The 26,167-nt window shown below is 32.9% G+C and carries 32 protein-coding genes; 21 read left to right on the top strand and 11 right to left on the bottom strand.

The window, feature by feature from the left end:
• Positions 1–138 precede the first annotated feature (138 nt).
• Positions 139–825: an HAD family hydrolase gene (locus KA833_RS03640; protein ID WP_070657538.1), complete on the top strand. Its 687-nt coding sequence runs from the start codon at positions 139–141 to the stop codon at positions 823–825.
• 217 nt (positions 826–1,042) lie between these two features.
• Complete coding sequence (locus KA833_RS03635; RefSeq protein WP_046207248.1) at positions 1,043–1,432, top strand: hypothetical protein; 390 nt, start codon at positions 1,043–1,045, stop codon at positions 1,430–1,432.
• A gap of 590 nt (positions 1,433–2,022) precedes the next feature.
• Here KA833_RS03635 and KA833_RS03630 read toward each other — a convergent pair.
• Both KA833_RS03630 and KA833_RS03625 read right to left on the bottom strand, forming a co-directional pair.
• Complete coding sequence (locus KA833_RS03630) at positions 2,023–2,685, bottom strand: deoxynucleoside kinase (protein WP_040029931.1); 663 nt, start codon at positions 2,683–2,685, stop codon at positions 2,023–2,025.
• The gene (locus tag KA833_RS03625; protein WP_046207250.1) at positions 2,678–3,295 is read right to left on the bottom strand and encodes a deoxynucleoside kinase; all 618 of its coding nucleotides are present in this window, start codon (positions 3,293–3,295) and stop codon (positions 2,678–2,680) included. The genes KA833_RS03630 and KA833_RS03625 overlap by 8 nt, the downstream gene beginning before the upstream one ends.
• A gap of 64 nt (positions 3,296–3,359) precedes the next feature.
• Here KA833_RS03625 and tadA point away from each other — a divergent pair, with 64 nt between their 5' ends.
• From tadA to KA833_RS03610, 3 genes are all read left to right on the top strand, one after another.
• Complete coding sequence (gene tadA / locus KA833_RS03620) at positions 3,360–3,869, top strand: tRNA adenosine(34) deaminase TadA (RefSeq protein ID WP_046207251.1); 510 nt, start codon at positions 3,360–3,362, stop codon at positions 3,867–3,869.
• Positions 3,870–3,948: 79 nt separating this feature from the next.
• The gene (locus tag KA833_RS03615) at positions 3,949–4,821 is read left to right on the top strand and encodes a Cof-type HAD-IIB family hydrolase (protein ID WP_046207252.1); all 873 of its coding nucleotides are present in this window, start codon (positions 3,949–3,951) and stop codon (positions 4,819–4,821) included.
• An 18-nt stretch (positions 4,822–4,839) separates the two neighbouring features.
• On the top strand, positions 4,840–5,406 hold the full coding sequence (locus tag KA833_RS03610) for an NADPH-dependent FMN reductase (RefSeq protein WP_046207253.1): 567 nt from the start codon (positions 4,840–4,842) through the stop codon (positions 5,404–5,406).
• Between the two features lie 135 nt (positions 5,407–5,541).
• On the opposite strand, the gene KA833_RS03605 is transcribed toward KA833_RS03610, so the two are convergent.
• From KA833_RS03605 to KA833_RS03585, 5 genes are all read right to left on the bottom strand, one after another.
• A complete protein-coding gene (locus tag KA833_RS03605) occupies positions 5,542–5,880 on the bottom strand; it encodes a transcriptional regulator, SarA/Rot family (RefSeq protein WP_046207254.1) in 339 nt (112 codons plus the stop codon).
• A gap of 36 nt (positions 5,881–5,916) precedes the next feature.
• The gene (locus KA833_RS03600) at positions 5,917–6,723 is read right to left on the bottom strand and encodes a helix-turn-helix transcriptional regulator (protein ID WP_070039429.1); all 807 of its coding nucleotides are present in this window, start codon (positions 6,721–6,723) and stop codon (positions 5,917–5,919) included.
• 381 nt (positions 6,724–7,104) lie between these two features.
• The gene (folE2, locus tag KA833_RS03595; protein WP_046207256.1) at positions 7,105–7,983 is read right to left on the bottom strand and encodes a GTP cyclohydrolase FolE2; all 879 of its coding nucleotides are present in this window, start codon (positions 7,981–7,983) and stop codon (positions 7,105–7,107) included.
• 14 nt (positions 7,984–7,997) lie between these two features.
• Complete coding sequence (gene bshB2, locus KA833_RS03590; RefSeq protein ID WP_210127962.1) at positions 7,998–8,663, bottom strand: bacillithiol biosynthesis deacetylase BshB2; 666 nt, start codon at positions 8,661–8,663, stop codon at positions 7,998–8,000.
• A 12-nt stretch (positions 8,664–8,675) separates the two neighbouring features.
• Complete coding sequence (locus tag KA833_RS03585) at positions 8,676–9,035, bottom strand: YojF family protein (protein ID WP_145381450.1); 360 nt, start codon at positions 9,033–9,035, stop codon at positions 8,676–8,678.
• 360 nt (positions 9,036–9,395) lie between these two features.
• Here KA833_RS03585 and KA833_RS03580 point away from each other — a divergent pair, with 360 nt between their 5' ends.
• The 9 genes from KA833_RS03580 to KA833_RS03540 all read left to right on the top strand — a co-directional run bounded on the left by KA833_RS03580 (position 9,396) and on the right by KA833_RS03540 (position 17,390).
• Complete coding sequence (locus KA833_RS03580; protein ID WP_046207259.1) at positions 9,396–10,124, top strand: glucosamine-6-phosphate deaminase; 729 nt, start codon at positions 9,396–9,398, stop codon at positions 10,122–10,124.
• A 115-nt stretch (positions 10,125–10,239) separates the two neighbouring features.
• Entirely contained in the window at positions 10,240–10,872 is a 633-nt protein-coding gene (gene hxlA / locus KA833_RS03575; RefSeq protein ID WP_046207260.1) for a 3-hexulose-6-phosphate synthase, read from the top strand.
• 1 nt (position 10,873) lies between these two features.
• Positions 10,874–11,422, top strand: a complete 549-nt coding sequence (gene hxlB / locus KA833_RS03570; RefSeq protein ID WP_204180509.1) for a 6-phospho-3-hexuloisomerase — start codon at positions 10,874–10,876, stop codon at positions 11,420–11,422.
• Positions 11,423–11,931: 509 nt separating this feature from the next.
• Entirely contained in the window at positions 11,932–13,299 is a 1,368-nt protein-coding gene (locus KA833_RS03565) for an AMP-binding protein (protein WP_348634317.1), read from the top strand.
• On the top strand, positions 13,300–14,442 hold the full coding sequence (locus tag KA833_RS03560) for a thiolase family protein (protein WP_210127967.1): 1,143 nt from the start codon (positions 13,300–13,302) through the stop codon (positions 14,440–14,442).
• Positions 14,414–14,797 (top strand): hypothetical protein, encoded by a 384-nt coding sequence (locus KA833_RS03555; RefSeq protein ID WP_210127969.1) that lies wholly within the window; start codon positions 14,414–14,416, stop codon positions 14,795–14,797. Before KA833_RS03560 ends, KA833_RS03555 begins: the two co-directional genes overlap by 29 nt.
• Entirely contained in the window at positions 14,778–15,044 is a 267-nt protein-coding gene (locus KA833_RS03550) for a hypothetical protein (RefSeq protein WP_070038917.1), read from the top strand. The genes KA833_RS03555 and KA833_RS03550 overlap by 20 nt, the downstream gene beginning before the upstream one ends.
• Positions 15,045–15,230: 186 nt before the next feature.
• Entirely contained in the window at positions 15,231–16,643 is a 1,413-nt protein-coding gene (locus KA833_RS03545) for an MFS transporter (protein WP_046207266.1), read from the top strand.
• Positions 16,644–16,949: 306 nt separating this feature from the next.
• Positions 16,950–17,390, top strand: coding sequence for an ASCH domain-containing protein (locus KA833_RS03540; protein ID WP_070657564.1), 441 nt, complete (start codon positions 16,950–16,952; stop codon positions 17,388–17,390).
• Between the two features lie 247 nt (positions 17,391–17,637).
• Here the strand turns inward: KA833_RS03540 and vraX are convergent, their stop codons facing one another.
• Positions 17,638–17,808 carry a C1q-binding complement inhibitor VraX gene (vraX, locus tag KA833_RS03535; RefSeq protein WP_019468209.1) on the bottom strand — a complete coding sequence of 57 codons (171 nt, stop codon included), beginning with the start codon at positions 17,806–17,808 and terminating at the stop codon, positions 17,638–17,640.
• Positions 17,809–18,092: 284 nt separating this feature from the next.
• On the opposite strand from vraX, the gene isaB reads away from it, so the two are divergent.
• Positions 18,093–18,620 (top strand): immunodominant staphylococcal antigen IsaB family protein, encoded by a 528-nt coding sequence (isaB, locus tag KA833_RS03530; protein WP_019468208.1) that lies wholly within the window; start codon positions 18,093–18,095, stop codon positions 18,618–18,620.
• Between the two features lie 81 nt (positions 18,621–18,701).
• Here isaB and thiD read toward each other — a convergent pair whose 3' ends face one another.
• Positions 18,702–19,532, bottom strand: coding sequence for a bifunctional hydroxymethylpyrimidine kinase/phosphomethylpyrimidine kinase (gene thiD, locus KA833_RS03525; RefSeq protein WP_046207268.1), 831 nt, complete (start codon positions 19,530–19,532; stop codon positions 18,702–18,704).
• 244 nt (positions 19,533–19,776) lie between these two features.
• Between thiD and KA833_RS03520 the strand changes: the two genes are divergently transcribed.
• The 6 genes from KA833_RS03520 to chrA all read left to right on the top strand — a co-directional run bounded on the left by KA833_RS03520 (position 19,777) and on the right by chrA (position 24,444).
• Positions 19,777–20,442 (top strand): uracil-DNA glycosylase, encoded by a 666-nt coding sequence (locus tag KA833_RS03520; RefSeq protein WP_256277550.1) that lies wholly within the window; start codon positions 19,777–19,779, stop codon positions 20,440–20,442.
• A 5-nt stretch (positions 20,443–20,447) separates the two neighbouring features.
• Positions 20,448–20,819, top strand: a complete 372-nt coding sequence (locus tag KA833_RS03515; RefSeq protein ID WP_046207270.1) for a DUF5327 family protein — start codon at positions 20,448–20,450, stop codon at positions 20,817–20,819.
• Between the two features lie 24 nt (positions 20,820–20,843).
• A complete protein-coding gene (locus tag KA833_RS03510; RefSeq protein ID WP_046207271.1) occupies positions 20,844–21,206 on the top strand; it encodes a DUF423 domain-containing protein in 363 nt (120 codons plus the stop codon).
• A gap of 63 nt (positions 21,207–21,269) precedes the next feature.
• On the top strand, positions 21,270–22,748 hold the full coding sequence (locus KA833_RS03505) for an APC family permease (protein WP_210127971.1): 1,479 nt from the start codon (positions 21,270–21,272) through the stop codon (positions 22,746–22,748).
• 219 nt (positions 22,749–22,967) lie between these two features.
• Positions 22,968–23,270, top strand: a complete 303-nt coding sequence (locus KA833_RS03500) for a PadR family transcriptional regulator (RefSeq protein ID WP_145381457.1) — start codon at positions 22,968–22,970, stop codon at positions 23,268–23,270.
• A 10-nt stretch (positions 23,271–23,280) separates the two neighbouring features.
• Complete coding sequence (gene chrA / locus KA833_RS03495; RefSeq protein ID WP_145381458.1) at positions 23,281–24,444, top strand: chromate efflux transporter; 1,164 nt, start codon at positions 23,281–23,283, stop codon at positions 24,442–24,444.
• Positions 24,445–24,549: 105 nt separating this feature from the next.
• Here chrA and KA833_RS03490 read toward each other — a convergent pair whose 3' ends face one another.
• Positions 24,550–25,002: a threonine/serine exporter family protein gene (locus KA833_RS03490; RefSeq protein ID WP_046207273.1), complete on the bottom strand. Its 453-nt coding sequence runs from the start codon at positions 25,000–25,002 to the stop codon at positions 24,550–24,552.
• 11 nt (positions 25,003–25,013) lie between these two features.
• Entirely contained in the window at positions 25,014–25,781 is a 768-nt protein-coding gene (locus KA833_RS03485) for a threonine/serine exporter family protein (RefSeq protein ID WP_481906376.1), read from the bottom strand.
• Positions 25,782–26,167: the final 386 nt, after the last annotated feature.

Here is a 26,167-nt window from a genome sequence, read left to right as displayed (position 1 = left end):
AACCTAAATATTAGGATTTTAAACGGTGTTCACAGTCAGTATGTTAGTTGAGTTATTTGTTTTAGGAACGATTTTTATATTAAAATTAAGTAGTAAGTTGAGGGATACATATTGTTAAACATAGGAGCTGTTTAAAACATGGAATGGATATTATTTGATAAAGATGGCACAATCATATATTTTGATCGCAGTTGGATGAAAATCGGATTGCAACTCGTTGATGATTTTATGGAAACATATAAGGATGCAATTGACGATATAGATGAAGGTTACGCGTATTTAGGTGTTATAGATGGTGAAATTCAACCAGGTACGATTATGGCTTCAGGCGCATTAGATGAAATGATTGAGGCATTTTGTAAAATTGCAAATCAAGATGTAACAAGTTGGGCTCAACAAAGAAGTCAAGTGCTCGTCGATAATAGGGTGCCAGAAAATGTTTTAGTTGAAGGCATCAGTGAAACATTAGATACGTTAAAGCAAAGAGGTTACAAACTAGGTATTGTGACAAGTGATTCTAAAAGAGGGGTAGAACAATTCTTGGAATACACGCAATTCGACCATTACTTCGATATTGTGATTTCTACTGAAGCGGATGCCGTTGAAAAACCAAATCCTGAAGTGCTAAATCCACTTTTTTATAGATATGATGTAGAACCTGAAAATGTAGCCATTATCGGTGATACTGCGAATGATATCCAAACTGGCATCAATGCTAAATTAGGGTTGAAAGTTGCAGTTTTAACAGGTGTTGGTTTAAAAGAATCATTTACTAAAGCGGATTATATTTTTGAAACTGCAAATAGTGTAGTGGACATATTATAATAATAGGACTAATCCACAAAATATAGGAGCGGGACAGAAATCTAATTTTATTAAATAGATTTCGTCGTTCCACCTTGGCAAGTATGGCTAGAATTGAAAAAACTTGATTTAAAGCGCATTTTCAGTTCAATCACCTACTGTCAATATGGGATTGGGCTGGCACGAATCCATTATGTCTTAGTCTCTATTTGTAAAAAAACGTAAACGAGGTGGTTGAATGATTGATGGAAGATATGCAAATTATCGCGGTGAAACATATAAAGTTGTAGAAATTGTAAGTAATGAAGTATTGTTAGTCACTGAGGATGAACGAGCTACGGAACATGGTTTTGAAGCACAAACGCATCGTCACGCTGCACATACATTATATTATAAACATGTAGCGAGAGATGATGTTGATGAACTTTATGAACTATATCAAGAAGCGAGATATAGTGGTGCTATTTTTGATTTATATCAAGACTTAGAGGGGCAATTATATATAGGTACTGAAGACGAAGATAAAGCAAGTACATTTGGTCTCGACCAAACTGATGAATATTATTATAGTAAGTATGTAGATGAAGACGAGATAGAAAAGATTATTTATCGTAAACATATTGAATAAAGTCCCACTTCCCAACTTGTTGGGTTAGTGGGACTTATGCATGAGCGAAAGCTCAAGTAACCCTTTAAAGCACTTCCCAACTTGTTGGGTTAGTGGGACTTATGCATGAGCGAAAGCTCAAGTAAATCTTTAAAGCACTTCCCAACTTGTTGGGTTAGTGGGACTTATGCATGAGCGAAAGCTCAAGTAACCCTTTAAAGCACTTCCCAACTTGTTGGGTTAGTGGGACTTATGCATGAGCGAAAGCTCAAGTAAACCTTTAAAACACTTCCCAACTTGTTGGGTTAGTGGGACTTATGCATGAGCAATGGCTCAGGTAAACCTTTAAAACACTTCCCAACTTGTTGGGTTAGTGGGACTTATGCATGAGCAGAAGCTCAGGTAATCCTTTAAAGCACTTCCCAACTTGTTGGGTTAGTGGGACTTATGCATGAGCAATGGCTCAGGTAATGGGTTAACTTGATGGTGCGTGCAGGAAAGAATTGATTTCTTTCAAAAGATATTGTTGTCCTGCGTTTTGTTCTACATTACAAAATCTGTTTTATATGGTACTATTCTTGATTTTGCAAATGTTTTAAGCAACAAACGTATTATCGTTGATCTACATTTCTATAAGTTTCAATAATGTGACGGATTTTATCAATAACAGGATTTAGTGATTCTGGATCTGCATGTAAATCATATTCATTGATGTTCACTCTTACAACTGGACACGCATTGAATTCACTAATCCAATCTTCATATCGTTTGAATAATTTTTTCCAATATTCTGGATCTGTTTCAATTTCCATTTGTCGACCACGTTGTTTGATGCGATCAATCACTTCATCATAATCACATTCTAAATAGATAAGTACATCTGGTTTTGGGAAGTATGGTGTCATGACCATAGCATTAAATAGTTCGGAATATGTGTTGAAGTCTTCTGGACTCATTGTCCCTTGTTCTTCATGCATCTTAGCAAAAATATCAACATCTTCGTATATAGAGCGATCTTGGATAAAGCCGCCGCCATATTCAAACATACGTTTTTGTTCTTTGAAGCGCTCTGCTAAAAAATAAATTTGTAGATGAAAGCTCCAACGTTCAAAATCATGATAAAACTTATCTAGATAAGGGTTATGATCTACATTTTCAAACGATGTTTTAAAATTTAATCTTTGTGCCAATGCTTTCGTTAATGTTGATTTTCCAACGCCGACTGTACCAGCGATTGTTATCACAGCATCTTGAGGGATACCGTATTTATTCATCATCTTTTCCTCCAATCAATGGTTGCACTAAATCTAAAATATAATTATAATCATTTTCTTGCTTCATAAAATCTAAATCAGTCGTATCTATTCGAATGACACTTTCACCATCTGCTTTTAACGAACGATAATAGGCATTGTAATCACGTTTTAAATTAAGTAAGTAGTCGTCTTCAATCTGATGTTCGAAGCTACGATTACGTAACGCGATACGCTTTTTCAATATTTCTAAATCTGCATCTAGAAAGATAATCACATTTGGCATTTCTAAATCTTCAGTTAAAATATCATAAATTCTAGAAAATTTATTGAATTCAGAAGGTGTTAAAGTATTATTTGCAAATATTTTATTTTTATAAATATGGTAATCACTTACAATACCTGTAGAAATTGCTTCAAGATCTTGAAATTGTTTGTAACGATTACATAAAAAGAACATTTCTGTTTGAAAACTCCATTTGGAAATATCTTCATAAAAATCGGATAGAAAAGGATTTTCATTTACGATTTCTTTTTCTTCATAATAATTAAAAGTCTGGCTAAGTTTATGTGCTAATGAAGATTTACCGACGCCAATCGGCCCTTCAACAGCAATAAATTGTTTTTTCATGTTTTTACCGCTCCAATGTTAAAATAGACAATAAATATTGTACCATATGTGAGGTGATAGACACATGTATACTGACCAATTTTATATGAAAATTGCGCTAGAAGAAGCGCGGAAAGCTGGTGCTATTGGAGAAGTACCAATTGGAGCTATTGTCGTGAAAGATAATGAAGTTATTTCACGAGCGCACAATTTACGAGAATCCACTCAAGATCCTACTGCACATGCTGAACATATTGCGATTCAAAAAGCTGCAAAACAGCTTAATAGTTGGAGGTTAGCGTCCTGTAAACTTTATGTTACTTTGGAACCTTGTGTAATGTGTTCAGGTGCAATCGTCATGAGTCGTATTCCCGAAGTAATCTATGGTGCACAAGACTTAAAAGGTGGTTGTGCAGGTAGTTTGATGGATCTGTTGCAAGAATCGCGATTTAACCATCGGGCCAAAGTTACTACAGGTGTATTAGCAGAGGAATGTAGCCATTTATTGAAGACATTTTTTAAAGATATTAGACAAAAAAAGAAAATCATACGAACAGAGGATAATACAAATAGTGAAACATTTGGTAAAATATGAAATGTGTTACAAAATTATGGCAATTTGTAAATGAGTATTCAATCGGTGTTTTGAGATAAAGTAGAAACGAGGTAAATCAATGATAAATTTAATTGCAACAGATATGGATGGTACGTTATTGAACGCTGCACATGAAATATCAGAAGAAAATATCCAAGCTATCAAATATGCACAATCACAAGGCATAACTGTAGTCATTGCTACTGGTCGGGCATTTTATGAAGCAAATGCACCAATCAATCAAACAGACTTAAAAGTGCCATATATTTGTTTGAACGGTGCAGAAGTCAGAGATGAATCATTTAATATTATGAGCACTTCAAATTTAAATAGAGAACTCATAAATCGCATTACGGTAGAATTAAATAAAGAAAACATTTTCTATCAAGTGTATACCAACTTAGGCATCTATACTGAGAATCCATTACGAGACTTAGAGATTTATATTGATATTGCACAACGTGCTGGTCAAGAAGCAGATGTAGAAAAAATTAAAAGTGGCATTCAAAAACGTATAGATAACGGTACATTAAAAGTAGTTGAGAATTATGACAAAATTCAAGATACACCTGGTGAAATTGTGATGAAAATATTAGCTTTTGATAGTGATTTAGAAAAAATTGATCGAGTAAGTGAAACATTAGCAAAATCAGAAAGTTTGGCAATTTCTTCTTCATCACGCGGAAATATAGAAATTACGCATTCAGATGCACAAAAAGGTATTGCTTTAAACACGATTGCAGAGCGTCTAAATATTGATATGGAAAATGTTATGGCAATCGGTGATAATATGAATGATGTTTCAATGTTGGAACGCGTCGGTTATTCAGTTGCAATGGAGAATGCAGCTCCAGAAGTTAAAGCAATCGCAAAATATGAAACTGACTCTAATGAACAAAGTGGTGTTGGTAAAGCGATAATGAAACTACTTAGAGAAAATAACAAATCATAGCATGAGGTGAAAGGATAAATGAAAGGATTAATCATAATAGGGAGTGCTAAAATGGGCTCGCATACAAATGCTTTAGCTCATTATTTAAAAGGTCATTTTGAAGACCAATATTTTGAGGTTGAGATCTTTGATCTAGCGGAACACCCAATTCATCAACTGGATGTCTCTGGCGTTTCTTCACCAAGTGAAGTGTATAAAAATAATTTAACATTATTACAAACGAAAGCGCGAAATGCAGATTTCTTTATATTAGGAACACCAAACTACCATGGGTCATATTCTGGTATTTTAAAAAATGCATTGGATCATTTAACGATGGATGATTTTAAAATGAAACCAGTTGGATTAATCGGTAACAGTGGTGGAATTGTAAGCTCTGAACCATTGTCTCATTTACGTTTGATAGTACGTTCATTACTCGGAATCGCAGTACCAACGCAGATTGCGACGCATGATACAGACTATAATAAATTAGATGATGGTACGTATTACTTGGATAACGAGGAGTTTCAATTACGTTCAAGACTATTTGTGGATCAAATTATTTCATTTGTGAAAAATAGTCCGTATGAACACTTGAAATAATGTGAAGTCATTTTTGAATAGGGGTTACGATGCAAGTTGTATCTCACTATGTACATAATCTAAAGGGTTTTGGAGCGCATATGAAATCAAACATTACTTTGATTTCATATGCGCTCTTATGTTGCTGAGGTTTAATTAGGCAGTACTGTGAAGTATTGAATTAACTATTAAATGATACTGTTCAATCAGCTGTTTAATTTCTTCTAACTTGATATCATGCAAATAAATACATCTTTCATCAGATTGATCTCGAGATTTTTTTAAAAGGTTAAGTTCGATAAAATGGTTGATTTGTGAAGATACAGGTGAATTTTGGACTTGTAATAACTTTTTTAATTCAATGGCATTTATTTTATTCTTATTAAGATAGAGCAATTTATCCAAAATGATTACCTCAGAAATCGTAAGATTCAAATTTTGTTTCACTACTTTATTAATCAATCCTCTTTTTTCTTCATAAATAATTGTATTCATATTGTCACCACACTTTTAATATTTTGCTTTTATGCGTTAAATTGAAATTGTTGATAGAAATAGAATTTTAAATGTTGAATTACTGACTAGTTTCTTATGGTATTTAAAATCAGAAGGTTGGCAACCAATAATATTATTGAACAGATAACAATATTCATTTTGACTACGAAAATCATAGCGTTGTTGAACAATGTTTAAATGATCACCATTAAGCAAATCACATATGGAAGCATGAATTTTAGATGACGTAATATATTGAGATAACTTACAGTTCATCAATGTTGAAAATTCTCTTGATAAAAAGCTATTATTTACAAAAAAATAATTAGCAATTTCTTTGCAGGTAATTTTAGTCGTTAAATGCGTATTAACATATTGTACGACATCTTTAATTAAAGATGTTTTATAACTGCATTGTAATTCAGAACTTTGAAAATTTTGATGCTCAGAATATTTTATACTTTTAATTAAATCTTTAATGGCATTGTTCGGATTGGTTATAGATTGATGTTGAATCGCATCAATTATATCTAATAATTTGAGGCGTATCTCTTTTTTTAACGATATATGTTTAAACGTGTTAAAATTTAGTTGCTGGAAGTATTGATAATAGTAAAAATTATTTAGTGAAAGACAGATTAAACTACCGTTAAAAGAGATTTGTTTAATGGATTCATAGTCGTGGATATGAAATATGTCACCTACTTTAAAATGATGGAAAGTAGTGTTTTTCAAAGCCACAAATTCTCCTTCTGTTACTAAAAAAATATGTAGAAAATGAGGTCTGCTTAATTGGCTTATAGAGCCATACTGCGCATGTTTTATTTTAAAAGTATCATCCATTTTATTGGTTTCACCACTTACATCAAAATAAAAATTAATTATAAACTACTACTGTAATTATTTTAATATGAAAATTGTATATAGAACATTAATAAAATTTAACAGTTAATATACATTATTTTATAATTAGTTGTAGATGGATATATTTAGTGGTGGTATTTTTAAATGAACCATTAAAATTTTACTATTACAAATTTAACTAATGAATTTGGAGAAAAATAACATTATTTAGTAAGGATGGAAAGTTTAATTGTTGAGAGAATGTTTTGAAATTAAAATAAAAATTGAATAAAAAATAATAGGCTACTAAACTTCTATATCATTTAGAAATTAAGTAGCCTATTTTTGATGATTTGCTGTGTTAATTTATAGTTATAATTACTATTTTCTATATTTTATTTTTGCAAAAGCGTCATGTTGGTGAATAGATTCTTCGTTTCTACACTCAATATCAAAGCCCTCAATCCAATCAAAATCGACTAAATCTGCTGCGATAAGGCGAATTAAATCTTCAACAAATCTCGGATTTTCATAAGCGCGTTCTGTGACACTTTTTTCATCTGGTCGTTTTAATATAGGGTAAAGTATAGAACTTGCGTTGGCTTCCATTGCATCTAAAATTTTTTCTTTGTAGTCATCTGTTAAAATAGTTTCGTTATTCAAAATTGCTTTAACGGTAATGATACCGCGTTGGTTATGCGCCGAGTACTCACTGATTTCTTTTGAACAAGGGCACAATGTTGTAACTGCAGCTTGTAGTGTAATTTCTTTTCTTGTAATATTTTCCTTGTTTATCGCCATACCGTATGTCACATCTGCATGGCCTACAGCTTTGATATTCGTGATTGGACTGTAGCGATCAAAGAACCATTTAGCTGAAACATCAACGCCAGCAGCATTTTGTTCCATGCGTTCTTGTAAGCTACGCAAAAGACGATACAAAGAATCGAAATCTAATTCAATGCCGTTGTCATAGTGTTTTTCAACACTTTCTAGAATACGACTCATATTTATACCTTTTTCATCTTGATTAAGGCTTGTTGAGAAACTGAAGTTTCCAGCTGTTTGAAAACGGTCAACTAATACAGGATATACAAGATTTTTAATACCTACTTCTTCAATTTCAAATAAGTAGTTTTTGTTCGTACTTTGCAAATCTTTCATTTCTTCTTTAACGGTTGGTTTTGTACCTTCGATTGGATCAACTGAACCAAAATGTTTCCATCGACCTTCTCGAGTTGATAAATCAAATTCTGTCATGATATTGCCTCCACTTAAGATTCAAAGTTATAAGTCCAATAAGGTTCAACTTCTAAAAAGCTTTGCGCTTCTCCAGAAACATCAGGTGTAGCAAGTTGTTTCAAGAATGGTCCTGTTTGAGATGCGTGTGCTTCAAACGCGCGAAGTTTTACCTCTTTATAATCACTGATCTCATTTAGAATGTCAGGTTCACCCAATTTTTCAGGCGCATCATTACTAAATGCAACAAGTTGTAGACGGGGTCTTTCTGATGGCTTCATGCGTCCCACAGTTCTCACGACTGCTTCTGCTGTAGCTTCATGGTCTGGGTGCACTGCAAATTGAGGGTAGAACGATATGATGACGGATGGATTTAATTCATCAATTAATGACTGTACCATCTCATCCATTTCGTCGTGAGGTTCAAATTCTACAGTTTTATCACGTAAGCCCATTTTGCGTAAATCAGTTATACCGATGGCAGCCATCGCAACTTCTAATTCTTTTTCACGAATGTCAGGTAAAGATTCACGAGTGGCAAATGGTGGGTTACCTAAATTACGTCCCATTTGACCTAATGTTAAACAAGCGTATGTGACTGGTACACCATTATCTATATAACGTGCCAATGTCCCTGCAGATGAGAATGATTCATCATCTGGATGTGGAAAAATAACTAATACATGGCTTTCCTCTGTCATGATTCATCCTCCTTATGCTTTAAATGGTTGAGTGCTTATTTCTAAAGCAGCAGCTAGTTGACCTTCATAGTTAAAGCCAGCTAATAGAAATTCACCTTGCTCATTTATTTCGTAATGTGTTAAACCTTGAACGTAGACCCAACCGCCATCTTTTAGTTTTAAACCTACACGATATGGGTCTTTATTACCACCTTTAAGCTGTGCATGCTCAAAAGTGATTTGAATATTTCTTAAAAAAGTGCCCGCGTTAAATACACGTTGATCAAAATGTGCAGCATATGCACCATTCGTCGTCTCTACATGTAAATACACGGGTTTATCTTCATATGAAGAAAGTAATGTTTGTACTTTTTCATCTATTATTGATTCCAAACTTTTTGCCTCCTTGATTCCAAACCCCTATACTTTTATGCAATAAATTGTACGATACAAGTGTTAATAAAAATAATCAGTCTAATCTTTAGTGTAAACTGACTTTGAAACATTTTCTACCTGAAAAATGAATTTCAACTTAGATTTATACATAAAATTTTGATTATCTATTTATTTTACTAAAAACAGCGATGAAAATGTATTAGTCTGCTCATTATACTTTTAGTCATTTTAAACAATCATTACAATTTATCAAATATCGATTTTCTGTAAAAACGATTAAAAGCACGTATAATAGAAGTGTATTCACATTTTGTTTATAGCTAATGACAAATTCAATATATTTGGGAGGGCAATAACATGAAAATCACAAATTTAGGGTCTAGTGCATATGCTTCATTTTATGTTGCATGTGAATTGTTTAAACAAATGAGTCAACAACCACATAGTAAATTAGGATTAGCTACAGGTGGGACAATGGTAGAAGTTTACGAATTTCTAGTTAGTTTACTGCAAAAGAATCAATTAGATGTATCTGGAATAGAAACATTTAATCTAGATGAATATGTCGGTTTATCGGCGACGCATGAACAAAGTTATCATCGTTATATGAATGACATTTTATTTAATCGTTATCCACATTTTACGAAATCTTTGATACACATTCCTGATGGAGCTGCAGAAAACTTAATGGAAGAAACGAAGCGATATGAAGATTTAATCAATCAAAAAGGACCAATGGATATACAAATATTAGGTATTGGTGAAAATGGTCATATCGGTTTTAATGAACCAGGGACTGATATGAATAGTACCACTCAAGTTGTGGATTTAACTGATAGTACAATTAATGCAAATAGTCGTTATTTTGATAATGAAAGTGAAGTACCTAAACAAGCTGTGTCCATGGGTTTAGCTTCAATTTTAAAAGCGAAAAGAATCATTTTGTTAGCATTTGGAGAGAAAAAAAGAGAAGCAATTGAACAATTAGCTAAGCATGAAGTCAATAAACAGGTTCCAGCTACGATTCTGCTTGCACATCCTGATGTTGAAATTTACGTTGATGACGCTGCAGCACCTCGCTTATAATCTCTCAGTTTAAATTATGACTTTAAGGGTAAAGCATTTATGCGTAAGTTTTTAAATAAAGTAAGTTAGGTCATGATTTCCATGCCTATCATTAAATCAAGAAGGGATGATCATTTTGGAATTACAACTAGCAATTGATTTATTAAATAAAGAGGAAGCGGCAGAACTTGCAAATAAAGTTAAAGATTATGTTGATATTGTAGAAATTGGTACACCTATTGTGATTAATGAAGGTTTACCGGCTGTTCAACATTTAGATAATAATATCGATGGTGTGAAAGTACTTGCAGATTTAAAAATTATGGATGCGGCAGATTATGAGGTAAGCCAAGCTGTTAAGTATGGTGCAGATGTAGTTACAATCCTAGGTGTTGCAGAAGATGCATCTATTAAAGCTGCGGTAGACGAAGCACATAAAAATAATAAAGAATTACTTGTAGATATGATTGCAGTACAAGATTTACAAAAACGTGCGAAAGAATTAGACGAATTAGGTGCGGATTATATCGCTGTTCATACTGGTTATGATTTACAAGCAGAAGGTGAATCACCATTAGAAAGCTTAAGACAAGTTAAATCAGTGATTAATCAATCTAAAGTTGCTGTAATTGGTGGTATTAAACCAGATACAATTAAAGAAGTGGTAGCTGAGGACCCAGATTTAGTTGTAGTTGGTGGCGGCATTGCTAACGCAGATGACCCAGTTGAAGCAGCAAAACAATGTAGAGATGCGATTGAAGGTAGGTAAGATGAGTGAAATTACAAATTATCGTTTGATTTTAGACGAGTTAGATCATACGTTATCTCATGTTAGAGATAGTGAAACACAAGCTTTTTTATCGCAAGTGACTAAAGCAAAACATGTATTTGTAGCAGGTAAAGGACGTTCTGGATTTGTAGCAAATAGTTTTGCTATGCGTTTAAATCAACTTGGAAAATTTGCTTATGTTGTTGGAGAATCAACTACACCTTCAATTACTGAAAATGATTTATTTATTGTCATTTCAGGTTCAGGTTCAACGGAACACTTGAGATTATTAGTTGAAAAAGCAAAATCTGTTGATGCAGAAGTTGTGTTATTATCTACGAATCCAAATTCAGCAATAGGCGTATTGGCCAACACTGTTATAGAACTCCCTGCAGGTACAAAATATGATGCAGAAGGATCTGCACAACCCTTAGGTAGTTTGTTTGAACAAGCAGCGCAAGTCTTTTTAGATAGTTTAGTACTAGATTTAATGAACGAACTTAATGTCGATGAGGAAACGATGCAAAGTAATCATGCTAATTTAGAGTAGTGTATTAGAATAAAACGTTTTTTCTATGAGGACGTGAACGATGAATCTCATCCTCATAGAAAAGAGCTAATCTCAAATGATTAGCTCTTTTTTTATGAGAAATTTTACAAATTAATTTTGGCCTGCGATGTTTTCTTGATAATATGATTCACATAATCCAAGGGCAAAACTATTAAAAATTTTCAATCATTTCCAGGGGAACAACAGTCAACATGGTACAAGATGCTTTGGTTAATCAATATTAATTCCAACGATAGTGTTAATGGAAATAGAAATATTTTTTAATCATTTACTTAATAAAAAGATTTAGAAATATAGCTTTATATGCTTAAAATTGGGATAATTCACCACGAATTGTGCCATTTTTTGTATTTTAAGGAAACAAGATTCAAAATGACTCAATTTGAATTAAAAATTTGGGAATTTTATGGCATTGGACACCAAATGTTTTCATTATATTATTCTATGCCCTAAATGTTAATATATTTTGTATAAAAGTTAACAAAGGGGTGTTGCATTTGGAAATTTTAGAAAAAATAGAAAATCACGCTAAGAAACAACCGCATCAAGTTGCTTTGCGCTTTGATGAACAAGCATTAACATATGATGAATTAATTAAAGAATTAAATAACAAAAGTGACTTATTTTCTAATATACCTAAACATAGCATTGTAGGATTGGTCACACGACATCCGCAGAAGGCAATGATTATTTATTTAGCATTGTTAAAAAGTGAGTGTGTACCATGTATTTTTGATGATAGATGGTCGAGCGTGCAAACCTTCAATTTAGTCGAAAAATACGGTGTTCAATATCTTATGGAAGAAGAGGATTTAAGTATACATAATGTGACCCAAAAAGATAATTTCAAGGACGATGACGATTTGTTACATATCGCTTTTACATCTGGAACGACAGGCTTACCTAAAGCATATTATAGGGGAGCGTTATCTTGGATTAAGTCTTTTTCCAAAAATGATCAATTATTTGACAGAATGATAAATACAGTTGTTGCTCCGGGTCCGTTGTCGCATTCTTTATCGTTATATGCATGTATTTATGCATTATATACAGGTAGAACATTTATTGGACAGCGATATTTTGAAGCCAAGCGTTTAATGCAGACAATCCAACACCAAAAAGTAAACACAGCGTGTTTTATGGTGCCAACAATGATACAAGCTTGCGTTGCAACTCAAATTTTAATAGAAGGAAAACATTATATTTTAAGTACTGGGGATAAACTTGGCTTACATATTCGTCAACGTATTCAACAATGTTTCCCTAAAAGTGATCTAATTGAGTTCTTTGGGACATCAGAAGCTAGCTTTATTAGTTATAACTTCAATAATAGTGCACCACCAGAATCTGTTGGCAAATTGTTTCACAACGTGCACGTGAATATTGAACAGCCTGACGTATCAGGTATAGGCCTACTAAAGATAAGAAGTGATATGTCATTTGGTGGTTATGTTGATGAAGATGTCAGCGATGATAGTTGGATTGAAACAGGAGATTTTGCATCATGTGACGCGCATGCACATTTATTTTTACATGGTAGAAAGCATGATCGTATGATTATTGGTGGACGTAATGTTTATCCGTTTGAAATTGAACAGCATGCAAAATCCATTAATTTATTCAAAGAAGTAGTTGTTATCAGTGAAAAACATTCTAAATTTGGAGAAATTGCCGTATTACTATATACCGGTGATCATACAGTTCGTTATAACGATTTTAGAAAAATTATGAAGCATCATGTAGCCCGTTACCAAATACCATCGAAACTAGTTAAAGTAAAGCGAATGGTCTATACCTCAAGTGGAAAGATTGCGCGCGAACGTATGAAACAATGCTATTTAAAAGGAGAATTATAAATGAATGAAGCGGTAATTATAGCAGCGAAACGTACAGCATTTGGGAAGTATGGTGGGAAATTGAGACATTTAGAACCTGAATTATTATTAAAGCCACTATTCAATTATTTGAAAAATAACTTCCCTGCAATTGTTAATAATATAGATGACGTGATTTTAGGTAATGTTATCGGAAATGGAGGTAATATTGCGCGAAAGGCACTTTTAGAAGCTGGATTAAATCAACAAGTGCCAGGTGTGACGGTTGATCGCCAATGTGGTTCGGGATTAGAGGCTGTAAATCAAGCCTGTCGCATGATACAAGCAGGTGCAGGGTTAATATACATTGCAGGTGGCGTGGAAAGTACAAGCAGAGCACCCTGGAAGATTAAGCGGCCACAATCTGTATATGACACACATTTACCAGAATTTTATGAAAGAGCATCATTTGCACCTCAAGGCCAAGATCCATCTATGATACAAGCAGCTGAAAATGTTGCAGAAAGATATGGTATATCAAGATTTGAACAAGATGAATTCGCATGGCACAGTCATCAAAAAACGCTTGATGCATATAACCATCGTAAGATTACTCAAGAGATAACGCCACTGATGATTAAAGGAGAAACATTTCAACAAGATGAAAGTATTAAACCTAAATTAACGCAACAAACGCTAAATCGATTAAAGCCATTATTACCAAACGGGAGCATTACTGCTGGCAATTGTTGTATGAAAAATGACGGTGCCGTACTACTACTTGTCATGGAAAAAACACTTGCTAAAGCATATGGCATACACAGTGGATTATCATTCATTGACCAAGTAACTATAGGTGTAGACCCAAATATACTTGGTATTGGTCCTGTGCCTGCTATAGAAAAACTATTAGCAAAACAGCAATTGTCTTTAAATGATATCGATGCTATAGAATTAAATGAAGCTTTTGCATCACAAGTGTTAGCAAGCCAACAAGCTTTAAACGTACCAGCTGAAAAATTAAATATTTATGGTGGCGCGATAGCTACTGGACATCCTTATGGCGCAAGTGGTGCTGCACTTGTTACACGGCTATTCTATATGGAACATAAACATAGGACAATTGCAACTATGGGTATTGGAGGAGGTATGGGCAATGCAACATTATTTGAAAGATGGTCATGAACAACGAGAAATGATATTCCCAAAAAAAGATGTAGAAGCTTATAATCAATTGTTTGCACAAACGAATAGCGTTGATGTTTCGCCACTTTATTGTGCAAGCCTGTGGCCCGAATTTGAATTGTTCAAACCGTTTATTTCTAGTAAGTTACTATTAAAATCAACAGAAATTGAACAATATCATCCCTTAGCAATTGATGTCATATATCAAGTGCAATTAACATTAATCGAACAAAAAAAGATTCGTCAATTTATCAAATATAGCTTTGAAATGAAAATAAATAAAAATCTGACTAAATGTATATATATTAAGCAAACGTTTTTAGAGAAGGTGAAAAATGATACAGATATTACCTAACGATGTAGAACGATATTTGAGACTTGTCAAAGATGAGAATCCTTTGCATCAACATATTGTACCAGGACAAATGATTGTGCAAATTGCATTGATATACAATGAATTGAATTGGAAAAATTATAAAATTAATTATGTTGAACCAGTTGATACATATGAATTTCTTCATTTTGATTTTGAAAGCAATAATAAATTAATCGTGAAAAATAATTATGATAAAGTTAAAGTTACTATTTTGAAAAATAAATAAGTAATCATTGAAAATTGTCCTTAACTAGATAACAAACTTAAAAATAAAATGAATTTTTCCATATTTAAAAACAACTACAATTTTTGTATAAAAATTAAAAAATAGAATTTAAAAAATTTGAAACAGTTTGACATACACTCCGAACTCAGTATAATAAGTAAACATGTTAAGGGAGTGACTTAAATCGTGGATTATGAACAAGATTTTGATAAAAGTAATATTAATAAGGTGAATCCTAGAACTGCGAAAAAAACTGTATTTGCAACCGGTATTGGTAATGCGATGGAATGGTTCGATTTCGGGTTATATTCTTACCTAGCAGTTATATTGGGGCAAAACTTTTTTAGTTCGGTAGAAAATGACCAGTTAAAAACGATATTTACATTTGCCACATTTGCAATTGCATTTTTATTAAGACCAGTAGGTGGCATTATTTTTGGTATTATTGGTGATAAATTTGGTAGGAAAGTCGTTTTAACGACAACCATTATCATGATGGCATTTTCAACTTTGTTAATTGGTTTATTACCTACATATGATCAAATAGGTGTATGGGCGCCAATTTTACTATTATTAGGTAGAGTGCTTCAAGGGTTTTCAACTGGTGGAGAGTATGCAGGTGCGATGGTTTATGTTGCTGAATCCTCACCAGATAAATCTAGAAATGGTCTAGGTTCAGGTTTGGAAATTGGTACATTATCAGGTTATATCGCCGCATCAGTAATCAGTGGCTTACTATTTTTCTTTTTAAATGAGGAACAAATGGCTACATGGGGATGGAGAATACCATTTATTTTGGGTCTATTTTTAGGTATATTTGGTTTTTATTTAAGAAGAAAATTAGAGGAATCTCCAGTATTTGAAAATGAAATAGCTACACAACCTAAACGAGATAACATCGGATTTTTCACAATTGTTCGATATTACTACAAAGATATTATTGTATGTTTTGTAGCTGTAGCATTCTTTAATTGTACTAATTATATGGTAACTTCATATATGCCATCTTATTTACAACAAATAATTAAATTAGATAGCACAACGGTTTCTGTACTTATCACGGTTGTCATGGCAGTAATGATTCCATTGGCATTAATGTTTGGTAGAGTTGCAGATCGCATCGGAGAGAAAAAAGTCTTTTTAATCGGGCTATGTGGCACAGCTATCTTTAGTACTGTGGCATTTGCGTTATTCCAATCAGGTTCGTTGGTTTTAATAATTGTAGGTATATTTACGTTAGGATTTTTCTTGTCTACTTATGAAGCAACGATGCCAGGTTCATTACCAACGATGTTTTATACGCATATCCGTTATCGAACATTGGCGGTAACATTTAATGTGTCAGTATCATTATTTGGTGGAACAACACCGTTAATTGCATCTTCATTGGTTGCGAAAACAGGAGATCCGCTTTCACCAGCTTATTACTTAGCGGCAATGAGCGTTATAGGGATTATCGTTATTTCATTGTTACATGTCAGCACAGCAGGTAAATCGCTTAAAGGTTCATATCCAAATGTTCAAAGCGATGAAGAATATGATTATTATACGGAAAATCCTGAGAAAGCTTTATGGTGGGCAGACGATAAACGCGTATAAGCCGAATGACATTACAAACGACTATTAAGATAATAGTATGCTAGCTATCGATACTAAAACGGAATAGTAGAAATTTAAAAATAGGTTATTCATTTCCTTTTAGAGTTAGGAAGTGAGTACCTATTTTTTTAGTAAATTTCACTATTATTGCAAGAAAGAATAGATTTTTTGCAATAATCTAGATATTTATATTTTAGTGTATTGCCTCATTTTGGTAGTAGAATAACATAGGATAGCAATGGTTATATCATTTATTTATGTTATGTTTAAGAAGGAAAAGGACATACATAGTTTGGAGGAAAAATGATGACAGTAGAACAATATTGGGAGAATTTTGTACAATTATTTCCATCTTATAAGGGCAAAACATATGAAGCATGGTCATTTGGTGTAGATGAGGATACATTAGCAGAATTAGTAAAACAAGGTGAAAAAACGGCTACGACAAGTGGTTACGAAACTTATCAAGTTGATGGTGAACCACTACCTCAAGTGGGAGATGTGAGCGTGATTTTAAATAAAAAAGGGGAACCACAATGTGTGATTGAAACAACACATGTATATCAAACAACTTTTAATGCTGTCTCTGACCATCACGCTTATTTAGAAGGTGAAGGCGATAAGTCACTAGCTTACTGGCGTAAAGCACATATTGATTTCTTTGAACCTTACTATGCATCTCTAGGATTGGCATTTAACGAATCTACTATTGTAGTGTGTGAGGAATTTAAAGTTTTATATAAATAAGTAAAGTGGTACATAAGTTAGGATCGCTTCGAGTGTGCTCTCCAAGCAAACAAAGGGGACAATCTTTGCCTAACTATGTACCACTTAGGGTGAGTGTTTATAAGGGATGTGTTATACCATGTATATATAATGGGACAGTTACATATACATGGCGCATATTTCTAAAGGGGAATTCTTTGTTCTGTTTCTTCTAATTTTAGTCTTGGAACTTACGCTTCTGTTTTTTCATCGATGTATTGAAGTGTAGCTAATAACTTACATTTAAGTTATCAACATCACTTTCAAGTAGAGAGAGTAACGTATATAATTCATTCTTGCTGAAATTTTCATCGCATTTAACAGAAATCGTTTTGAACGTCTTGGTGATAATTTCATAGATAGGGTTACCATTCTCAAAAGATTGTTCGTAGATAATCATGATGTCATACCTCCTTGTCTCTCTACACTTATTATAATAATAGATATGTATGCGAAATACATGAGTCTACAGTATCAACTTTTTATCAGTCGAACGTCGTATAATCATAAAATACTTTATTTCAATTTTTGTTGTATTAATACTATCACTTAAATGCTTATACTATTAAAAAACAAAAATAATATATTGTTTATTTGGTTTATATTTGCACTTTTTGAAACATTTATGTAACATTGTAATCGAATCGTAATGCGATTCCAAAATTTTAAATGGAGTGATACAGAATGAATAAGATTGCAAAGACTTTTGTAGCTGGAAGCATTGTATTTGGAACTACATTAGGCATAAGCGTTTCTGATGAAGGCGTATCACATAGCGAAGCACAAGCAGCAACAACACCTTATTATCAATATGAAGGAAATGCTGGTAACGACCCTAGCTTTTTATTAAATGAACAATTTAAAAATGGAATCAAATATGGCAAGGTTACTTTTAATGGCGTGAATGTAAGTGCAAGAACAGTAGAGGGTGGCAAGACAACTCAGAAATATGACCAAACTTTCTCAGACTATTCAAAAGATGATAATATAGCAAGTAACGTTAATTTTTCTATAAAAGGGAACTTAACTTATGAGCAAGTCAAAGATGCTTATGGAAAAGATTTAAGTAAGATTAAAACACCAGATAAACAGCCTAAAGGTACAGGTGTATACGCATATCAATCTCAAAATAATGGCCCAACCGTTTTCTTTGAAATGAAAGATGGTCAAGTCAATGAAGTGAATATTGGGTATGGCGGATACGGTGGTTAAATAAAAACATAAATGAGTAAATTAACTTAAAAAGGCGCACGTTCATCATTAGAAATGGACGTGCGCTTAGTTTATATTTGATTAAACTTCTGTAACTTCGACATCGATGTGTTCTATACGATTATAGGCACCGTGGTCAACAGGACCGACGAAGTCGTTCATTTTCCAACCGTTTTTAATTGCAGATGCAACAAATGCTTTAGCAGCGATGACGGCTTCTTTTGGAGATTTGCCTTTTGCTAAATATGCAGTAGTTGCTGCGGCAAATGTACAACCAGCGCCGTGATTATAACTTTGTTGGAACATATCAGTAGTTAGTTGATAGTAGTTTTCCCCATCATAGTATAAGTCATAAGATTTATCTTGATCTAACGCTTTACCACCTTTAATTATAACGTGTTGTGCACCTTGTTGATGAATGATATCAGCAGCTTTTTTCATATCGTCTATTGATTTTAAAGTGCCGAGGTTTGCAAGTTGACCAGCTTCGAATAAATTCGGTGTTACGACTGTAGCTTTTGGTAACAAATATTCAATCATTGCATCAGTATTGCCTGGATTTAAAACTTCATTTTCTCCTTTGCATACCATAACTGGATCTACTACAAAGTAGTTCGCACCAGATTCAACATATGCTTCGCCGGCACGTTTGATAATTTCTTGTGTCCCTAGCATGCCCGTCTTCACTGCATCCGGACCGATTGATATAGCTGTTTCTAATTGTTTTTCAAAAACATCGAATGGAATTGGCGTAACATCATGAGACCAAGATTCTTTATCCATTGTTACAATTGATGTTAATGCAACAATACCGTATGTTCCTAACTCTTGGAATGTTTTTAAATCTGCTTGCATGCCTGCGCCAGCACTTGTATCTGAACCAGCAATGGTTAAAGTTTTTTTCAATGCCATTAATTTTCACTCCTAAATATGCTTTTATATATATCATACCACGTTTGTCGACTATTCTAAATCATGACGTTTACAATGTAATAAGGTTACAATGATGAATAAATTAGTATATCCTTTTGATTCTATTACTGATACATATTAAAATGAAATAAAATATATTCATTTTAATTGTGTTTATGATAAAGTGAGTACTACTAATCTCACGAGCGAGTAAGTAGTGCTTTATGTTACTATATTAATCGAGGTGAGCGATATGGAGTGGTCGGATGTTTTTCATAAAATTACTACAGAACATGATTTTACTGAAATGCATAATTTTTTAGAAAATGAATATACGACAAAGATAGTATATCCAGATAGGGAAAATATTTATCAGGCTTTTGATTTAACGCCTTTTGAAAAAGTGAAAGTTGTTATCTTAGGTCAAGATCCTTATCACGGACCAAATCAAGCACACGGTTTAGCATTTTCTGTGCAACCGAATGCTAAATTTCCGCCTTCATTAAGAAACATGTATAAAGAACTTGAAGACGATATCGGTTGTGTAAGAAAATCACCACATTTACAAGATTGGGCAAGAGAAGGCGTTTTATTATTAAATACTGTTTTGACAGTCCGACAAGGAGAAGCGCATTCTCACAGAGATATAGGGTGGGAAACTTTTACGGATGAAGTCATTAAAACAGTTTCAGAAAATTTGAGTAATGTTGTGTTTATATTGTGGGGTAAGCCTGCACAACAAAAAATAAAACTGATTGACACAGCGAAACATCATATTATTAAATCACCACATCCAAGCCCATTATCTGCATATCGCGGATTTTTCGGTTCAAAACCGTATTCATTAACAAATGCATATTTACAAAAAAATGGTATTGAACCTATAAACTGGTGTGAAAGTGGGTTGTAAAATAAATGGAAAAAGAGAAAATTATTCAACTTATTGAGCAAGAATTAGTTCAAGCAGATGAAGCTAAAAATGATGCAGAATTTGAAAAGCATATCTATGCCATTCATACACTAACGTCACTCGTAAATAGTTCAAATAACACACATCATTTTAAAGATAATACGTATTCAGTATCTGATTCATTCAAATCATCTCGAAATGTAGAACAAACTGCTGCAAGTAAGAAGCAAGGCATCTCAGCAGAAGAAATTCAAGCAATGGGCGGAAAAGTACCTGCCTCATCGACAAAATTTGCAAATGCTAATACTTCACTAAATGCTAATAAATTGGTAACAGATGATGAAATTGGTAATGGAGATTCAATATTTGATTTTTAATTCAAGAAAGAGAGGTTAATTTTTATGAAATTATTTATTATTCTCGGTGCTTTAAATGCTTTAATGGCTGTTGGTACTGGTGCATTTGGCGCGCATGGTTTGGAAGGTAAGTTATCGGATAAATATTTATCCGTATGGGAAAAAGCAACTACTTATCAAATGTATCACGGCCTTGGTTTACTATTAATTGGGATTATAAGTGGTACAACGTCAATTAATGTGAATTGGGCAGGATGGCTATTATTCTTAGGTATTGTATTTTTCAGTGGTTCGCTATATATTTTAGCATTAACTCAAATTCGTATACTTGGAGCAATTACACCAATTGGAGGTATTTTATTTATTATAGGTTGGTTAATGTTAGTGATTGGTACGATTAAATTATAAATTTATAATTGTTATAGAATTCATCTTAGGGGTATAATACATCCCATGAGGTGAATTTTATTTATGGGAAAAAATGATAGGAAAGTAGATAGAGGAGATTTAAAACAAAACTTATCTGAGAAATTTGTTTGGGCAATTGCCTATGGTTCATGTATCGGCTGGGGTGCATTTATTTTACCTGGTGATTGGATTGGTCAATCTGGACCTATTCCAGCAGCTATAGGTATTGTCATTGGCGCATTATTAATGATTTTAATTGCGGTAAGCTACGGCGCACTTGTTGAACGCTTCCCAGTTTCTGGTGGGGCTTTTGCGTTTAGCTTTTTAGGTTTTGGTAGATACGTAAGTTTTTTCTCATCTTGGTTTTTAACTTTTGGTTATATTTGTGTGGTAGCCTTAAACGCAACTGCATTCAGTTTATTAATTAAATTTTTATTACCTGATGTTTTAGAAACAGGTAAATTATATACCATCGCAGGATGGGATGTTTATATTACCGAAATATTAATTGCATCATTGTTATTGATTGTATTTATGTTTATTGCGATTAAGGGCACGAGTGTTTCAGGCTCACTACAATTTTATTTCTGTGTGGCAATGGTCATTACAATCTTACTGCTATTTTTCGGCTCGTTCTTTGGTAATAATTTTTCATTGGAAAATTTACAACCATTAGCGAACAAAGAAAAAGGCTGGCTTACATCAATTGTAATGATAGTTGCAGTAGCACCGTGGGCTTATGTAGGTTTTGATAATATCCCACAAACTGCCGAAGAATTTGATTTTTCTCCAAATAAAACGTTTAAACTGATTGTGTATAGTTTGTTAGCAGCAGCATTCACATATGTGTTAATGATTTTATATACAGGCTGGCTAAGTAGCTCAGAAACGAGTTTGAACGGGCAATTATGGTTAACAGGTGCCGTCACGAGTGGTGCATTCGGCTATATAGGTTTAGCAATTTTAGCGATTGCTATTATCATGGGTATTTTTACTGGTTTAAATGGATTTTTAATGAGTTCAAGTCGTCTATTATTCTCAATGGGACGTTCAGGTATTATGCCTTCAGTATTTAGTAAACTGCATAGTAAATATAAAACACCATATGTGGCAATCATATTCCTTGTAGCTATCACATTGATTGCACCTTGGTTAGGTCGTACAGCATTGACATGGATCGTTGATATGTCATCTACAGGTGTTTCAATCGCTTACTTTATTACATGTTTATCAGCAGCGCGTTTATTTAGCTATGACAAAACAAGTAACACTTATGGTCCGGTATATAAGACATTTGCGATTATAGGTACAGTAGTATCATTTGTTTTCTTATTACTATTATTAATTCCTGTTTCACCAGCTGGACTATCAATGCCATCTTATATTGCATTATTTGGTTGGTTAATTATAGGATTAATCTTTTTCGTAATTCGTTATCCTAAATTAAAACAAATGGATAATGATAAACTAAGTAAATTGATATTAAATCGTTCTGAAGATGAAGTAGTGAATATGATTAATGAGGATAAATCAAACAAATAACTGATTAAATTTTGGGGTATATATGAATTAAGCACATATATAGCATGAAATATTTATTTAAAAACGTTATATATATTAAATTAACTCCTTTCAACATTCGTTAATGTTTTGCGAATGTTGAAAGGAGTTATTAATTATTAAAAAATTTGACCATATATTATAGATAATTTAAAATCGTATTTAGATATCGGTTTTCGATTTTATTGAAGGAGTGATTTATTGAAAAATAGTATAAAGCGAAAAGTTTTTCTAGGTTTTATTTATATCCATATCTTATATCATGCAAAAGAAGCTCCAATATATGGGTCGTGGATGATAAATGAATTACAAGAACATGGTTATCATATGAGCCCAGGTACGTTATACCCTATTTTTCATGCTATGGAAGAAGAAGGTTTATTAAAAAGTGAGAATAGAACAATTAATGGTAAGCATCGAAAATATTATACCATTACAGCTAATGGTAGATCATTTTTATCTGAAACCAAAGACAAATTAAATGAACTTATAAATGAAGTTTAAGGAGACAATTATGTCTAATTATTTTACTATTTTTATTGTTGCTTTGAAACTTGGTTTAATATCATTTGGTGGTCCGACAGCTCATTTGGGCTACTTTTATGATGAATATGTAAAAAAGAAAAAATGGTTAAATGAAAAGGAGTACTCTGACTTAGTTGCATTATGCCAATTTTTGCCAGGGCCAGCTAGTAGTCAGGTTGGTATAGGAATAGGAGCGATTAGAGGCGGTATGATTGGAGGTATTTGTTCATTCATAGGTTTTACTTTACCGTCTGTAGTTATATTAATGTTATTTGCGCTTATTTTTATAAATAGTACATCTGAATTTTCGTGGATACAAGGATTGAAGATAGTTGCGGTTGCAATTGTAGCTCAAGCTATTTGGGGCATGGGTAAGAAGTTAGCCAATACAAGAATAACTGTGACATTAGCATTATTTGTTTTGTTATTAAGTTTACTCGTTGACAATGTATTTATTCAAGTTATTGCCCTAACACTTACTGGTATATATGGTGCGCTTTTTTTGAAAAGTGACGTAGAAGCTCATACAGCTAAAAAAGAAAAAATATTTTTAATTTCAAAAACAAAAGGCTTAATATCATTTGTTTTGTTTTTTTCATTATTATTTATTTTGCCAATATTAAGTTCTTTAACGAATAATGTGTGGATTAAAATGGTTGATAGTTTCTATCGTGCAGGAGCGTTAGTTTTTGGGGGAGGGCATGTCGTTTTACCACTTTTAGAAAAAGAATTTGTCCCCCAAAACTTTGTATCTCCGGATCAATTTATAACAGGTTATGCTGCAGCGCAAGCTGTTCCAGGACCATTGTTTACATTTGCTTCTTATTTAGGCACTTCAATTGAAGGTGTTTTGGGTGGTATCATAGCGACAATTGCTATATTTTTACCAGGTTTTTTACTATTATTTGGTGTATTGCCTTTTTGGGATCATATTAAATCAAATTCATATGTGGATGCTTTTTTAAAAGGAATTAGTGCAGGTGTAGTAGGAATATTAATAGCAGCATTTTATAATCCTATATGGACTTCAACGATTGAAAATGAATTAGATTTTATTTTAGCAAGTGTGTTATTTATCTTGCTCATATTTTATAAATTACCTTCATGGTTTATTGTGATATTAGGTCTCATTATGGGCATCGTATTGTATTAGTGTAAAACATTTTAAAATAGTTAAACATATAGTATTTTTGTAAAATAAATAGCAATAATAAAAACCAAGCTTTTAGTAAAAATGCTTGGTTTTTATGTTTAATAATCATATGTGTTTTTTGCTAAATTTTGTGCCAGAAACGATGAGTTTAGATATTTGATCAGCAAATAATAAACCTAAAGCGATTGCGCCGGCAATTAGCGTTACTTCTAGCATCGTGTTAATAGCTTTACTAAAGTCTAACAAAATAAGATTTTTAGTAGCGTCAAAGGCTAATCCTCCAGGCACCAATGGTATAATACCTGGTACCATAAATAGAATCACTGGTTCTTTTTTATAGCGAGCCATTACATGACTAAGTAAACCCAATGCTAGACTTCCAAAGAAGCTTGAATAAATTGTATGAAGTTCGAGACCATCATAAAACAATGTATAAACCATCCAACCACATGCACCAACAATTCCAACAGCATTATATAAATATTTTGGAACATCAAATATAATACCGAAGAAGAGTGAAGCGGTATAACTAAATATTAAATTTAAAATCCAAAACATAAGCATTGCTCCTAAGAAATAATAAGTATTGTACCGACACCTGCACCAATACCAAAGGCAGTTACTAGGGCTTCTAATGATTTAGTAGTAAACATTAACATATGCCCGCTAAATAAATCTTGAATTGCATTTGTAATTAAAACACCAGGTACGATTGGCATCACAGCTGATATAATAATTGTTGAAATAGAGCCACCTTGTATGATGGCATTTCCAAACACTGCCACTGCTCCAATAACGAGAGCCCCCATAAATTCTGGAATGAATTTAGTGTGTAAATTTCTATTCAAAAGTTCTACAACTAGATACCCTAAAGCACCTGCAACGAGTGCAGTGAATACATCCACTAAATAACCACCTTGTAAATATAGAAAACTGATTGAGATAATCGCAGCGGCAATAAATTTAAAAAACAAATCATGATTAATGCTCTGTTCATGATATATTTTTTGTAATTCTTGATATGCATCTTCAACTGATAGCGTCCCCTCGGAAAGTTGTCTAGAAACGCGATTGGTTCTTGATATACGATGTAGATTGGTGTCTCTAGTTCGTATTCTATAAATTCTTGGATAAGATTCATTATGTAACATAAAATTAATGACTGTATTTGTAACAAAACTATTACTTTCTATATAACCTAACGTGAAAGCAATACGCGTCATTGTATCTTCTACACGCGAACCTTCTGCCCCAGACTCAAGTAAGATTCTGCCAGCGAGAATTATGACATCTTTTGCTATTTTTTCTTCATAATTTTCTGAGTATTGAACATTTATTGTCATCTAATCACCAATTATATTTTATTTAACAAAACTATTCGTAACTGTATTTTCATGGGATATATAAGTAAGTTAATATTTTTTATTGTAACACTTTATTCAAATGATATGTTGGGTAAAAAGACACATATTGTGTTTTAAAAAAATGAGTTTTATACAACTTTAGTAATGCAAATATGTTTCAAATATTTCAAATAGGTTAAAATAGTATTAGTTGACTGTTACAAAATATTGAGTAGCGACAATATTTAACAGTTGACCCTTAAATTAAGTAGTGATTAAAGTTCTCCCAAACACACTACATTCAGACAGGCACACTTGTTTTATTTCAAGTGTGCCTTTTTTTAGTCGCTCTACTTTCTACGAAGTAGAAAGTTAGAGCG

Source organism: Staphylococcus sp. GDY8P67P (genome assembly GCF_017892545.1).
GTDB lineage: Bacteria > Bacillota > Bacilli > Staphylococcales > Staphylococcaceae > Staphylococcus > Staphylococcus ureilyticus.
This window is presented reverse-complemented; position numbering and strand designations above follow the sequence as displayed.

Excerpts from the sequence above, each read along its gene's own strand:
- KA833_RS03640 (WP_070657538.1), top strand. The coding sequence starts at position 139 with ATGGAATGGATATTATTTGATAAAGATGGCACAATCATATATTTTGAT.
- KA833_RS03635 (WP_046207248.1), top strand. The coding sequence starts at position 1,043 with ATGATTGATGGAAGATATGCAAATTATCGCGGTGAAACATATAAAGTT.
- KA833_RS03630 (WP_040029931.1), bottom strand. The coding sequence starts at position 2,685 with ATGAATAAATACGGTATCCCTCAAGATGCTGTGATAACAATCGCTGGT.
- KA833_RS03625 (WP_046207250.1), bottom strand. The coding sequence starts at position 3,295 with ATGAAAAAACAATTTATTGCTGTTGAAGGGCCGATTGGCGTCGGTAAA.
- tadA (WP_046207251.1), top strand. The coding sequence starts at position 3,360 with ATGTATACTGACCAATTTTATATGAAAATTGCGCTAGAAGAAGCGCGG.
- KA833_RS03615 (WP_046207252.1), top strand. The coding sequence starts at position 3,949 with ATGATAAATTTAATTGCAACAGATATGGATGGTACGTTATTGAACGCT.
- KA833_RS03610 (WP_046207253.1), top strand. The coding sequence starts at position 4,840 with ATGAAAGGATTAATCATAATAGGGAGTGCTAAAATGGGCTCGCATACA.
- KA833_RS03605 (WP_046207254.1), bottom strand. The coding sequence starts at position 5,880 with ATGAATACAATTATTTATGAAGAAAAAAGAGGATTGATTAATAAAGTA.
- KA833_RS03600 (WP_070039429.1), bottom strand. The coding sequence starts at position 6,723 with ATGGATGATACTTTTAAAATAAAACATGCGCAGTATGGCTCTATAAGC.
- folE2 (WP_046207256.1), bottom strand. The coding sequence starts at position 7,983 with ATGACAGAATTTGATTTATCAACTCGAGAAGGTCGATGGAAACATTTT.
- bshB2 (WP_210127962.1), bottom strand. The coding sequence starts at position 8,663 with ATGACAGAGGAAAGCCATGTATTAGTTATTTTTCCACATCCAGATGAT.
- KA833_RS03580 (WP_046207259.1), top strand. The coding sequence starts at position 9,396 with ATGAAAATCACAAATTTAGGGTCTAGTGCATATGCTTCATTTTATGTT.
- hxlB (WP_204180509.1), top strand. The coding sequence starts at position 10,874 with ATGAGTGAAATTACAAATTATCGTTTGATTTTAGACGAGTTAGATCAT.
- KA833_RS03560 (WP_210127967.1), top strand. The coding sequence starts at position 13,300 with ATGAATGAAGCGGTAATTATAGCAGCGAAACGTACAGCATTTGGGAAG.
- KA833_RS03555 (WP_210127969.1), top strand. The coding sequence starts at position 14,414 with ATGCAACATTATTTGAAAGATGGTCATGAACAACGAGAAATGATATTC.
- KA833_RS03550 (WP_070038917.1), top strand. The coding sequence starts at position 14,778 with ATGATACAGATATTACCTAACGATGTAGAACGATATTTGAGACTTGTC.
- KA833_RS03540 (WP_070657564.1), top strand. The coding sequence starts at position 16,950 with ATGACAGTAGAACAATATTGGGAGAATTTTGTACAATTATTTCCATCT.
- vraX (WP_019468209.1), bottom strand. The coding sequence starts at position 17,808 with ATGATTATCTACGAACAATCTTTTGAGAATGGTAACCCTATCTATGAA.
- isaB (WP_019468208.1), top strand. The coding sequence starts at position 18,093 with ATGAATAAGATTGCAAAGACTTTTGTAGCTGGAAGCATTGTATTTGGA.
- thiD (WP_046207268.1), bottom strand. The coding sequence starts at position 19,532 with ATGGCATTGAAAAAAACTTTAACCATTGCTGGTTCAGATACAAGTGCT.
- KA833_RS03515 (WP_046207270.1), top strand. The coding sequence starts at position 20,448 with ATGGAAAAAGAGAAAATTATTCAACTTATTGAGCAAGAATTAGTTCAA.
- KA833_RS03510 (WP_046207271.1), top strand. The coding sequence starts at position 20,844 with ATGAAATTATTTATTATTCTCGGTGCTTTAAATGCTTTAATGGCTGTT.
- KA833_RS03505 (WP_210127971.1), top strand. The coding sequence starts at position 21,270 with ATGGGAAAAAATGATAGGAAAGTAGATAGAGGAGATTTAAAACAAAAC.
- chrA (WP_145381458.1), top strand. The coding sequence starts at position 23,281 with ATGTCTAATTATTTTACTATTTTTATTGTTGCTTTGAAACTTGGTTTA.
- KA833_RS03490 (WP_046207273.1), bottom strand. The coding sequence starts at position 25,002 with ATGTTTTGGATTTTAAATTTAATATTTAGTTATACCGCTTCACTCTTC.